The sequence below is a fragment of the Pseudomonas sp. GD04158 genome (assembly GCF_029834875.1).
Taxonomy (GTDB): domain Bacteria; phylum Pseudomonadota; class Gammaproteobacteria; order Pseudomonadales; family Pseudomonadaceae; genus Aquipseudomonas; species Aquipseudomonas hydrolytica.
Genome location: NZ_JAODYT010000002.1, coordinates 1 through 11,270 on the forward strand (window position 1 = coordinate 1; position 11,270 = coordinate 11,270).

The window sequence follows — 11,270 nt, forward strand, 5'->3', positions numbered from 1 at the left end:
GCCTTCGAGCAATGGCTGACGGCCTTGCCGCCCCAGGCCAGGGCGCAGTTGCTGGTACGTCTGGAACAGGACGCCGAAGGCGATTGGCGCGAAGCGGAACGCATCTTCCTGGTCAACGACCAGTGGCCGGCGCAAGGGAGCCAGCCGCCAGAAATGGCAAGCGCCTGATCAGCGACTGCGCTCGGTGCGCCCACCGGAGCGCGCCAGGTAGCCGGCACCGCTTTCGCAGAGCAGGGCATCGCGCTGTACCGCCGGCAGCGCATCCAGCCCGCCGCGCAGGGCGTAAACGCTGTAACCCAGTTGCGCGAGCAGAAAGACCGCGCTGCTGCTGCGCTTGCCACTGTCGCAATAGCACAGGTAGGTGCGCGCGCGATCCAGCAGGCGCGCCTTCAGACGCAACAGTTGCAGCGGCATGTGCAGCGCCTGCGGGGCATGCGCCTGCTCGTACTCCTCGAGCAGGCGCACATCCAGCCACTGTGCGCCGTGCGCCAGCAAACGCGCGGCCTCGCCCAGGGACACCTCGGCCACCACCGGCGCCTTGAGCAGGGCGAAGAAATCCTGGCGGTCCAGGCGCAGCACGCTGCCGGCCTCGACCATGGTCACCGTGGCGTTGCGCGGCCCATCGGCCAACAGCGCCTCCTCGCCGAAGCAGGCACCCACTTCCAGTTCGGCCAGCACCTGGCGGTCGCTGCCGGCACGGCGAATCACTTCTGCACGGCCGCTTTCGAGAAAGAAGCAGCAGTCGCCCGCCGCGCCCTCCTCCAGGACCTGACTGCCCGCCGCGACCTCGATGCGCTGCAGACGCCCGAGCATGCTCTGCACATTGGCCGGCGGCACCTTGGCGAACAGCGGATTTTCCAGCAACCGCTCCAGCCACTCGATATCGGCGCCTCCCTGCTGCAGGGCCAGGAGCAGGTCCTGATGGGCCAGACGCCAGGTGAGCAGACGATCGAGGGTCGAGCTGTCGATCACCAGCATGCTGACGTCGCTCAGCGCACGCGCCTCGTGCAGGCGCGGCAGACCGGGCGACAGGGGATGGCAGCTGGCCTCGCTGCCGGCCGATACGCGCTGGACCGTGCCGTCGGCATCCTGCAACTGCAGCTCGCCGGCGAGCAGGTAATAGGTCAGGCGCGCCTGATCCCCGCGACGGAACAGCAACTGCCCGGCCAGCAACGGCTGCGGCACCAGCTGGCTGCGCAATTCCCGCCACTGCTGCGCCGACAGCGCATTGAGCGGCGTCAGGCTGCGCAACTGTTCGGGAGTAAGAGGTTCGCTCATGAGGGTTTCCAGGCTCCGCTGGTCAGACCTGAGTGTAGTTGGCATCGGCGCCCATCAGCGCCCGACGCCCCTGCAGACCGCCAGTATGAACGAAGATCAGTCGGCAGCCGCGCGCAAGGTGGCCATTGTCACAGAAATCGCGCAATGCCATCAGGGCCTTGCCGGTGTACACAGGCTCCAGCGGCAGACCGCTGGCCGACTCACTGGCATTGATGAAGTCACGCAGCTCATCATCCATGCGCGCAAAACCGCCCCGCGCCGCCTCGATCAGCCGATAGCCCTGATCGGGACGCCCCGCCTGCTGCAACAGCGCCGCCACCTGTTCGGCTACGCCGTGACCGGCAGGCACCGCCAAGGCGCCATGAACGGCACGCCGCCCCTGCTCGCCGAGAACCAGCCCGGCCAGCGTGGTGCCGGTGCCCGCGGCCAGCCACCAGCCATCGAAGTCCGACCAGCCGAGAGCAGCCAGTTGCGCCTGAGCCATCGCCACCAGCTCGGCGCAGCCCTGGGCAGCCACCAGCCCCAGCCCGCCCTCGTTGACCGGATGAAACCCGGGGTAACGCTGCAACCAGCCTTGCCAGAAGTCCGCCTGGTGGCGCGCACGGTAGCCGCCATAACCCAGCCAATGCAGGTGCATGCCCATGGCCTGCAGATCACTGACGGTCGGGGTTTGCTGCGGCTCGCCGCGCAGCAGGCCGACGGTTGGAAAACCGAAACGCCTGCCCGCCGCGGCCAGGGCATGCAGATGGTTGGAATGAGCACCGCCCAGGCTGATCAGCCCGCGCGCGCCGGCAGCGACGGCCTCACGCAGATGTGGAGCGAGCTTGAACCACTTGTTGCCGCAGATCAGCGGGTCGATCAGATCCAGACGCAGACAGGCCAGCTCGACGCCGGCGGCGTCCAGCCAGTTCAAGCGCAGCGGCTGCAGCGGCGCCTGCGGGCGCCAGTCGGGAAAATCCGGAACCAAGGTCAGCTGACTGTGCGTAGACGACTGCTCGCCTTGTGCCGCGCACAGCAATTGGAGTCGCCGACTGCGAAACGGCTGGGGGTGTCCACTCGGTCGATGGGAATGGCGCAACGCTCGCCGCTGGGCAAGGTGGCCTCGCAGCTGGGCTGCTGATAATGCGCCAGCCAGTGCCGGTACTGCTCTTCGGATACGAAGCACTTGGCCGCCGCATAGGCCATGGGGTTGTCCTGATAACGGGCGACGTCCTGCAACGGAATGGTCAGATGCCCGGCGCCCGGGTGATAGACCACGAACACCACGCCCAGCTTGGCCAGGCGTTCCAGTACCTGATCACCGCCCTGGCTGGCGAACTCGTCGCGCTCGCGCTTGAGGCGCTCGTTCTCCTGCTGCAGCTGAGCGTCCAGCTCGTTGCGATAGGCCAATTCCACGTCGCGAATGGCGATCTGTTCCTTGTACTCGGCCACGGCCGCGGCGACCTTCGCCTGCAGCTCGCTGTCGAACTGGGCGCGCAGGATATCGCCCTCGGTGCGCCCGTGGCGCTCCAGGGCACGCAGCTGCTGGGTCATTTCCTCGCGGCTGCTCTGGAAGCTCTCGGCCTGGGCGGCCAGCTGCGCCTTGAGGCTGGCGTTGAGCTCCTCCTGCTGGCGCAGCGCCTGATGCAGGCCGTGAATCTGCGCCTGCAGGTTCTTGCTCTGTTCTTCGCTGGCCAGCTTGAACTTGGCCAGTTCCTCTTCGTGCTGCTGAGTCAGGCTGGTAATGCGCAGACGCTGCTGCTGGATCAGCTGGGCAGTCTTGGCGCGGTGCTCCTGATCCATCTTCTGCGCCAGCTGGTCGGCCACTTCCTTGGCGGGGTCGGGCGCGTACCACTTGTCCTCGGAGGCGACCTGCAGGCGCTCGGCGACCACGGCCTGGGCACTGTCGTCGTCCACCAGCAGCCCCAGCTGGTTGCGCTTGACCGCATCGCGCAGGATCACCAGATCGTTCTGCCCCGGCGCCAGGCTTGGGTCCCACAGGTGCATCTGGTGCCAGGACACCGGGCATTGGCTACGGCAAGCCAGACGGATGGGCCCGGCGCCGAGATCGGGCCCGCGCCCGGCGCGCTCGGCCAGGTGCTGCAGGGGGATGTTCCAGCCCTTGTCCGGGCGGCCATCCTCGTCGAAGTCCAGATAGAAGAACACCGCCGCCTTGACCAGCAGCCGCGGATTGATCACCACGAACACCGCGCGCATCTGCTCGTCGGCAAACTCCGGCATGTTCACCACGCCGTCGAGCAATGCCTCGAACTCGGGGAACATCATCTGTTTGCAGATACCGCGTTCACTGAAGAACATCACGGCTTCCACCATCTGCGGCTTGTTCTGCATGCTCATTGAGGACCCTCTGGACCAACCGGGGAATATGCGCGCACGTCGTCGCGTGCCAGAACGACGGATGCCTGGCACGGATATCGTCCTTGATAGCTCAGGCAAGTCTAGGGGAAAACCGGACCACAGCAATGTGACTGGGTTGGCACTCACTCTGCGAGCCAGGCCGGAAAGAGCGCCGCTCATGCGAAAATGTGACAAGGGCGCAAAGTGCCCAAACTACCTGTGCCCGCCCAGCACAGCCGCCGATGGATCGGCGGATTCCTGCCATTCGCCACAGCCCGAGAAGCGACTTTCCGCCTATCGAAGCCCAGAGCAATAGGCCCACCCGCTCTAGGCCAGTACCCCATCAACCTGGCACGCCATCTGCTCAGCCCCTGAACCCGCGCTTGCCGCGGGCCTGGACTGATAAAAAAGACAAGAGGTCAGCCATGCCCTGCCATCGTCCCCCTGCCCGCTCCCCTGCTCGATCAGTCTGGCCAACGCCAGTGGAGCAAATTCGCCCGCACAGCGCAGGCAGGGCCGACCTCTCCTCGACATAAAAACCATAACAACAACGGAGAACTCCCATGCGCCTAGCCAAGCGTCTTGGCCTGCTCGTCGCTGCCGCGATCCTGGTCAACAGTCCCAACGCTCACGCCACCCCCACCACGATCAACATCCTCACCGGTGGCACCAGTGGCGTCTATTACCCGTTGGGCCTGAGCCTGTCGGAGCTTTACAGCCAACGCATCGAAGGCTCCACCACCAGCGTACGAGCCACCAAGGCCTCGGTGGAGAACCTCAACCTGCTGCAGATTGCCCGCGGCCAACTGGCCTTCGCTTTGGGCGACTCGGTCGCCGACGCCTGGAAAGGCGACGAGGACGCCGGCTTCCGGGCCCCGCGTGACCGCCTGCGCGCCATCGCCGGGATCTATCCGAACTACATCCAGATCGTCGCCAGCCAGGCATCGGGCATCCACAGTCTCGAGGACCTGCGCGGCAAGCGAATTTCCGTCGGGGCGCCGCGCTCGGGCACCGAACTCAATGCCAGGGCCATCTTCAGGGCCGCAGGCCTGAGCTACAAGGACATGGGCCAGGTCGAGTTCAAGCCCTACGCCGAGTCGGTCGAGCTGATCGAAAAGGGCCAGCTGGACGCCACCCTGCAGTCGGCGGGCCTTGGCATGGCAGCGATTCGCGAACTGGCCGAGCGCGTGCCCATCACCTTCGTCGCCATTCCGGAGCAGGTGGTGGCACGTATCGGCAGCAGCGCCTATCAGTCGGGCCTCATTCCCGCCGGCACCTACAAGGGCCAGGCCAACGACGTGACGACGGCGACCATCACCAACGTTCTGGTGAGCCAGACCAGCGTTTCCGACGCCGTGGCCTATCAGATGACCAAGTTGCTCTTCGAGAATCTCGATCGTCTGGCCGAAGCGCACCCGGCCGCCAAGGACATCAGACTGGAGCGGGCGACCAATGGCCTGCCGATTCCCCTGCATTCCGGGGCCGAACGCTTTTATCGCGAGGTTGGCGTGCTCAGATAGCCAAAAGTGCCCGCCCTTGCGGCGGGCGGCACAATCAGCTCTTGACTGCGGAAAGGAAGGGCGCCAGGCGCTGCGCCATTTCCGCACCGAGCGCCTGCAGCCCGCTCATCGGGCGCACCATCACCTCGAACTCGACGATCCGCCCCGACTCGTCGAAACGGATCATGTCGATGCCCTTGAGCTCGCGCTCGCCCACCCGCGCCGAGAACTCCAGCACGACGTTGAGACCGTCGGCCGTGGCCAGCTCGCGGTGATAGGCGAAATCCTCGAACACCTTGAGCACGGTATTGAGGATCAGATTCACCGCCTGCGCGCCCGGATAAGGGGTGTGCGCCATGGGCGAGCGGAACACCGCCTGCGGATGCAGCAATTCGGGCAAGGCGCTCAGGTCCTTGGCGGCGATGAACTGGTGCCAGCGCGCAAGGCTGGCTGCGGCAGCAGGATGCAATTGAGTGTCGAGAGACATCGGCTTCTCCTTGTTATTGTCAGGCCAGAAAACAAACGCCCCGCTTACAGACCGTGTGAAAACTACTGCGCTCGGCCATGCTGCGTTAAAAAACGGCTCAAAATGCTCATTTACAACTCGTAAACTGCGTTTTCTCGCCGTTTTTGCCTTGCCTGACCTTCGCTCGCTACGTATTCAAACGGTCTGTAAGCGGGGCGTTGCGTCGATCAGAGCTCGGCCGCCAGGCGCGAGCCCTGGTTGATCGCGCGCTTGGCATCGAGCTCGGCGGCGACATCCGCACCACCGACCAGGTGCACGCGCTGGCCGGCGTTCTCCAGCCCTTCCTGCAGCTCACGCAGCGGATCCTGGCCGGCGCAGACGATCACCGTGTCGACCGGCAGCACCTGCGGCTCGCCACCGGCGATGCGGATATGCAGGCCGGCGTCGTCGACCTTGAGGTACTCGACCGAGTTGAGCATCTGCACGTTCTTGTTCTTCAGACCGGTGCGATGGATCCAGCCGGTGGTCTTGCCCAGGCCGTCGCCGACCTTGGACTTCTTGCGCTGTAGCAGGAACACCTGACGCGCCGCCGGATGCGGCTGCGCCTCGATACCCGCCACGCCGCCACGGGCCTCAAGCGCCGTGTCGATGCCCCACTCCTTCCAGAACTCCTCACGGTCGAGGCTGGTGGCCTTGCCCTGGTGAGTGATGAACTCGGACACGTCGAAACCGATACCGCCGGCACCGATCACCGCCACCGTCTGGCCGACCGGCTTGCGCTCGAGAATGGCGTCCAGGTAGCCGATCACCTTGGCATGCTCGATCCCCGGAATCTCCGGGGTACGCGGGGCGATACCGGTGGCCAGGATGATCTCGTCGAAACCGCCCGCCACCAGGTCATCCACCGACACGCGGGTATTGAGGCGCACGTCGACACCGGTGGTTTCCAGCTTGCGCTTGAAGTAGCGCAGGGTTTCAAAGAACTCTTCCTTGCCCGGCACGCGTTTGGCCACGTTGAACTGGCCGCCGATCTCGCTGGCGGCGTCGAACAGGGTCACGCTGTGGCCGCGTTCGGCCGCGACGGTGGAAGCGGCCAGCCCGGCCGGGCCGGCGCCGACCACGGCGATCTTCTTGATTTGCTGGGTGGGAATGTAGTTCAGCTCGGTCTCGTGGCAGGCGCGCGGGTTGACCAGGCAACTGGTCAGCTTGCCGCCGAAGGTGTGATCCAGGCAGGCCTGGTTGCAGCCGATGCAGGTGTTGATCTCGTCCGCGCGGCCCTCGGCGGCCTTGTTGACGAAGTCCGGGTCGGCGAGGAACGGACGAGCCATGGACACCATGTCGGCATCGCCCTCGGCCAGCACCTGCTCGGCCACTTCCGGGGTGTTGATGCGGTTGGTGGTGATCAGCGGGATCTTCACCTCGCCCTTGAGCTTGGCGGTGACCTTGGTGAAGGCCGCACGCGGCACCTTGGTGGCGATGGTCGGGATACGCGCCTCGTGCCAGCCGATACCAGTGTTGATCAGGGTGGCGCCGGCCTGCTCGATGGCCTTGGCCAGCAGGACGATCTCGTCCCAGGTGCTGCCGCCTTCGACCAGATCGAGCATCGACAGGCGATAGATGATGATGAAGTTCGGGCCGACCGCCTCGCGCACGCGGCGCACGATCTCCACCGGCAGGCGCATGCGGTTCTCGTAGCTGCCGCCCCAGCGGTCGGTACGGTGGTTGGTGTGGGCTACCAGGAACTGGTTGATGAAGTAGCCTTCCGAGCCCATCACCTCGACGCCGTCGTAACCGGCCTGCTGGGCCAGCGCGGCGCAATTGACGAAATCGGCGATCTGCTTCTCGATGCCCTCCTCGTCCAGCTCACGCGGCTTGAACGGGTTGATCGGCGCCTGAATGGCGCTCGGTGCCACCGACTTCGGGCTGTAGGCATAGCGCCCGGCATGCAGGATCTGCATGCAGATCTTGCCGCCGGCCTCGTGCACGGCCTGGGTGACGACCTTGTGCTTCTCCGCCTCCTCGACCGTGCTCAGCTTGGCCGCGCCGGCGTACACGCCGCCCTCCTCGTTCGGGCCGATGCCACCGGTGACCATCAGGCCGACGCCGCCACGGGCACGCTCGGCGAAGTAGGCCGCCATGCGCTCGAAGCCGCCCGGCTTCTCTTCCAGGCCAGTGTGCATGGAGCCCATCAGGGTGCGGTTCTTCAACGTGGTGAAGCCGAGATCGAGCGGGGCCAGCAGGTGCGGGTAACGAGCAGTCATGGAATTCTCCACATCGCGGTGCAGTTCACGGATTGCCGCGGTCTCATGGTCACGCGGTCGGTTATGCAGCCAGACGATAATGATGCCGCCAGGCATGCTCAATGATCAAAACTGACAAGATAATGATCGAAACAAGCAATACACCTTGGCATCGCCAGCCAACCGACCTAACCTGCACCCCAACTCAGCCAAAAATCCCGTCATGCGATTACTGATCAGCATCGCTCTGTCACTCGTCCTGCTCGCCGGTATCGGCGGCTATGTCTACTGGAGCGAGCAGCGCAGCAGCGGCCACTATCTATCCGACCTGCGCAGCCAGGTGGCGCTCGAGCTCGGCCAGCCCAGTGCGCGCGGCAACCTGCTGGGCATCCAGCCGGAGCTGTTCGCCGGCGACTACCAGAGCCTCGGCCGCCTGCGCCTGAAACTCGCCGCCTATCTGGACCATGCCCGCGACCAGGGCATGCTCAGCGAACGCACTGTCGTCGTGCTGCCGGAACATATCGGCACCTGGTTGCTGGCCGTGGGGGAAAAGGAAGAGTTCTACCGCGCCGCGCAGCAACGCCAGGCGCTGCACTGGCTGGCCGCCAGCAATCCGCTGGATTTCCTGCGCGCCTTCTTCGCCGCCCAGGGCGGCTCGCGCCTGGACGACGCCCTGCTGCGGACCAAGGCGCAGAGGATGGCGCGCGACTACCAGCAGCTGTTCGGCGAACTGGCCAGGGAGTACGGCGTCACCCTGGTGGCAGGCTCCATCGTGCTGCCCGAACCGCGGGTGGAGCTGGGCCGCCTCGAAGTCGGCCGCGGGCCGCTGTACAACGTCAGCCTGGTGTTCGATCAGGCCGGTCATCCGCTGGGCCAGCCGCAACGCCAGATCTTTCCCAGCGGCCCGATCACGGCCGCCGCCCCGAACAGCCTGCAGGTACTCGACACCCCGGCCGGACGGCTTGGCGTTCTGCTCGGCAGCGACGCGCTGCACAGCGCCAGCCACAGCGCCCTGGTCAGCCAGCAGGTCGAACTGCTGGCCATGCCCGGCGACCTGGATGCCGTGGCAAACGATGCGCAGCTGGGTGAACAGCTCCAGGCCAACGGCATCCGCGCCGGGCTGAAGGTTCACCTGCGCGGCCGCCTGTGGGAACGCCGCGGCCAGGCCCAGGCCCTGGCATTCGATGCAGGCCGGCAGGCTCATGGCGCCAGCGACAGCGGCGCTCAGCTGATCAACCTGTGGTTATGAAAGCCCCACGCGTTCGCCTCGGCGACCTTTCCGTCGGCTTCACGCAGGCATTGGCGGCAGCCCTGCGCGAGCACGGCCATGACCCGCAACCGCTGCTGGAACAGTTCGGCCTGGATGCCGCACGCCTGAGCGAGCCGCGGGCACGCCTGTCGATTCCGCGCTTCATGCGTCTTGGCCACAGCGCCATCGCCCTGTGCAAGGACCCGGCGCTGGGCCTGGACATGGGCCGCCACAGCCGCCTGAGCCAGATCGGTCTGGCCGGCGTGTGCGCCGCCCAGGCGCCGACGCTGCGCGAAGCGGCGCGCGCCCTGACCCGTTTCGAAGCGCTGTACGCAGCCAACTACCGCGGCAGCTCGGGCCTGGTCGAGGATGCCCGTGGCGCCTGGCTGCACTTCTATTCCATCAGCCCGTACAACGCCTACAACCACTTCGTCGTCGACTCGGTGCTGGCCGGCTGGCAGGTCAATCTCGGCCAGGTGGCCGGCCGCCCGGTTACCGTGGAAAAAGTGGAAATCGAATTTCCCGCGCCTGCCTACGCCGAACGCTACGAGGCCCTGTTCGGCTGTGCGGTGGAATTCGAGGCCGGCGCCAACCGCCTGCGCCTCAGCGCTGAAAGCCTGGCGCTGCGCAATCCGGACCATTGCCCGGGCACCTGGCACCACCTGCTGGAGTTATGCGAACGCGAGCTGGATCAGCTGACCCGCACGCGCAGCCTGCGCGAACGGGTGATCCAGCTGCTCGGCCCGCTGCTGCACGGTCGCGAGCCGGATCTGCAGGAAGTGGCCGGTCAGCTGCAATTACCGGCCTGGACGCTACGGCGCAAGCTGGCCGAGGAAGGCACGCAGTTTCGCGCCATCCTCAACGATACCCGCCGCGATCTGGCCACGGCCTATATCCGCGACACCGAACTGGCGTTCGGCGAGATCGCCTACCTGCTCGGCTTCGCCTCGGCCGAGGCCTTCCAGCGCGCGTTCAAGCGCTGGCTCGGACAGACGCCCGGCGACTATCGCCGCGCGCAGCGCAGGGCCAGCGGTGAAGCTCAGAGCTCGGTGGCGTCATCCACGTCCTGATCGGAAGCGTCGCGCTCGAGCAGTTCTTCCTGGTAATCGTCCATCTGGCGGCCTCCCGAGTCATTTCACTTGTTCGTTAGCAAGCTACTTTGCCCGCATGAAGGCAAGATGACGAAAAGTCGCAGGCAAAGAAAAACCCGCTGATCTTGCGATCAGCGGGTTTCCATATGGCGCAGCGGACGGGACTCGAACCCGCGACCCCCGGCGTGACAGGCCGGTATTCTAACCGACTGAACTACCGCTGCGTGTCGGTTGGACTTGCGTCCAGAGAACTCTTGCAAACGTCGGATGGCACCCTGGCGGGTTTGCCATCTCAGACCGACGAAACATCGGGCTGGGAAAGAATGGCGCAGCGGACGGGACTCGAACCCGCGACCCCCGGCGTGACAGGCCGGTATTCTAACCGACTGAACTACCGCTGCGCGTCGGCCGGACTTGCGTCCGAATTCGCTAATGGTGGGTGGTGACGGGATCGAACCGCCGACCCTCTGCTTGTAAGGCAGATGCTCTCCCGGCTGAGCTAACCACCCATGTGCCTTAGCGAGGCGCGCACTTTATGCATGCGGCGATGCTAAGTCAACACCCTGCTTGAACTTTTTCTGAAAAAAGCGCGCCGGGCAGGCAGCTCAATCCATCTCGCCACACAACTCGGCCGCTCTCAATAAGGCCGCCGTCAGGCTGTGGCGCTCCCAGTCGGCCAATGCGGCGAAACCACGGTTGAATTCCGGCGGCATCAGCGACGGCGCCTGCTGGATCAATTCTCGCCCGGCATCGCTGATCAGCAGCCATTGGCGCCGGCGGTCCTCGTCATCGCGCTGACGCTGCAGCAGGCCGCGCTCCTCGAGGCGGTCGAGCAGCCCGGACAGCGTCGCCGCGGTCAGGCTGACCCGGTTGCTCAGCACGCTTGCGGTCAGGCGCGCCTCGCTGGCCAGCACCTGCAGCACCATCAGCTGCATGGGGGTCAGCCCACCAAAACGGGCCAGGCGCTTGGCGTGCACCTCACCTGCCTGCTGCAGCCGCCGCAATGCCTGAAAAAGCGGCATCTCGAACGCCAGCACAGATGACAAATCAATTTCAGTAGGAACTTTTTTATCTGTCATAGGCACCAAATTATTGCCATATAAGCTTTGA

General features: G+C 65.5%; 9 protein-coding genes, 3 tRNA genes and 1 pseudogene. 4 read left to right on the forward strand and 9 right to left on the reverse strand.

Features of this window, described 5'->3' with window-relative positions:
* Positions 1–168 (forward strand): annotated as a pseudogene (locus tag N7333_RS01085) (DUF1853 domain-containing protein); the annotation flags it as partial.
* Here the strand turns inward: N7333_RS01085 and N7333_RS01090 are convergent.
* Genes N7333_RS01090 through N7333_RS01100 form a run of 3 tightly spaced genes read right to left on the reverse strand, consistent with a single transcriptional unit; the run spans position 169 to position 3,615 of the window.
* The gene (locus N7333_RS01090) at positions 169–1,278 is read right to left on the reverse strand and encodes a cyclic nucleotide-binding domain-containing protein (protein ID WP_279858138.1); all 1,110 of its coding nucleotides are present in this window, start codon (positions 1,276–1,278) and stop codon (positions 169–171) included.
* Between the two features lie 22 nt (positions 1,279–1,300).
* Entirely contained in the window at positions 1,301–2,245 is a 945-nt protein-coding gene (locus tag N7333_RS01095; RefSeq protein WP_279858139.1) for a pyridoxal-phosphate dependent enzyme, read from the reverse strand.
* A 2-nt stretch (positions 2,246–2,247) separates the two neighbouring features.
* Positions 2,248–3,615 carry a chromosome partitioning protein ParA gene (locus tag N7333_RS01100; protein ID WP_279858140.1) on the reverse strand — a complete coding sequence of 456 codons (1,368 nt, stop codon included), beginning with the start codon at positions 3,613–3,615 and terminating at the stop codon, positions 2,248–2,250.
* 563 nt (positions 3,616–4,178) lie between these two features.
* Here N7333_RS01100 and N7333_RS01105 point away from each other — a divergent pair.
* The gene (locus N7333_RS01105) at positions 4,179–5,135 is read left to right on the forward strand and encodes a TAXI family TRAP transporter solute-binding subunit (protein ID WP_279858141.1); all 957 of its coding nucleotides are present in this window, start codon (positions 4,179–4,181) and stop codon (positions 5,133–5,135) included.
* A 34-nt stretch (positions 5,136–5,169) separates the two neighbouring features.
* Here N7333_RS01105 and N7333_RS01110 read toward each other — a convergent pair whose 3' ends face one another.
* Entirely contained in the window at positions 5,170–5,601 is a 432-nt protein-coding gene (locus N7333_RS01110; RefSeq protein ID WP_279858142.1) for a nuclear transport factor 2 family protein, read from the reverse strand.
* A 206-nt stretch (positions 5,602–5,807) separates the two neighbouring features.
* Positions 5,808–7,841: an NADPH-dependent 2,4-dienoyl-CoA reductase gene (locus tag N7333_RS01115; protein ID WP_279858144.1), complete on the reverse strand. Its 2,034-nt coding sequence runs from the start codon at positions 7,839–7,841 to the stop codon at positions 5,808–5,810.
* Positions 7,842–8,043: 202 nt separating this feature from the next.
* On the opposite strand from N7333_RS01115, the gene N7333_RS01120 reads away from it, so the two are divergent.
* Both N7333_RS01120 and N7333_RS01125 read left to right on the forward strand, forming a co-directional pair.
* Positions 8,044–9,069, forward strand: coding sequence for a carbon-nitrogen hydrolase family protein (locus N7333_RS01120; RefSeq protein WP_279858146.1), 1,026 nt, complete (start codon positions 8,044–8,046; stop codon positions 9,067–9,069).
* Complete coding sequence (locus N7333_RS01125) at positions 9,066–10,139, forward strand: AraC family transcriptional regulator (protein ID WP_273263299.1); 1,074 nt, start codon at positions 9,066–9,068, stop codon at positions 10,137–10,139. The genes N7333_RS01120 and N7333_RS01125 overlap by 4 nt, the downstream gene beginning before the upstream one ends.
* Before the next feature lie 168 nt (positions 10,140–10,307).
* Here the strand turns inward: N7333_RS01125 and N7333_RS01130 are convergent.
* The 4 genes from N7333_RS01130 to N7333_RS01145 all read right to left on the reverse strand — a co-directional run bounded on the left by N7333_RS01130 (position 10,308) and on the right by N7333_RS01145 (position 11,239).
* A tRNA-Asp gene (locus N7333_RS01130) sits at positions 10,308–10,384 on the reverse strand.
* 100 nt (positions 10,385–10,484) lie between these two features.
* Positions 10,485–10,561 (reverse strand) — tRNA-Asp (locus N7333_RS01135).
* A gap of 32 nt (positions 10,562–10,593) precedes the next feature.
* A tRNA-Val gene (locus tag N7333_RS01140) sits at positions 10,594–10,669 on the reverse strand.
* A gap of 96 nt (positions 10,670–10,765) precedes the next feature.
* The gene (locus tag N7333_RS01145) at positions 10,766–11,239 is read right to left on the reverse strand and encodes a MarR family transcriptional regulator (protein ID WP_036987154.1); all 474 of its coding nucleotides are present in this window, start codon (positions 11,237–11,239) and stop codon (positions 10,766–10,768) included.
* Between the last annotated feature and the right edge of the window lie 31 nt (positions 11,240–11,270).

Coding starts and splice junctions, on each gene's coding strand:
- N7333_RS01110 (WP_279858142.1), bottom strand. CDS start 5,601: ATGTCTCTCGACACTCAATTGCATCCTGCTGCCGCAGCCAGCCTTGCG.
- N7333_RS01100 (WP_279858140.1), bottom strand. CDS start 3,615: ATGAGCATGCAGAACAAGCCGCAGATGGTGGAAGCCGTGATGTTCTTC.
- N7333_RS01090 (WP_279858138.1), bottom strand. CDS start 1,278: ATGAGCGAACCTCTTACTCCCGAACAGTTGCGCAGCCTGACGCCGCTC.
- N7333_RS01125 (WP_273263299.1), top strand. CDS start 9,066: ATGAAAGCCCCACGCGTTCGCCTCGGCGACCTTTCCGTCGGCTTCACG.
- N7333_RS01120 (WP_279858146.1), top strand. CDS start 8,044: ATGCGATTACTGATCAGCATCGCTCTGTCACTCGTCCTGCTCGCCGGT.
- N7333_RS01115 (WP_279858144.1), bottom strand. CDS start 7,841: ATGACTGCTCGTTACCCGCACCTGCTGGCCCCGCTCGATCTCGGCTTC.
- N7333_RS01145 (WP_036987154.1), bottom strand. CDS start 11,239: ATGACAGATAAAAAAGTTCCTACTGAAATTGATTTGTCATCTGTGCTG.
- N7333_RS01105 (WP_279858141.1), top strand. CDS start 4,179: ATGCGCCTAGCCAAGCGTCTTGGCCTGCTCGTCGCTGCCGCGATCCTG.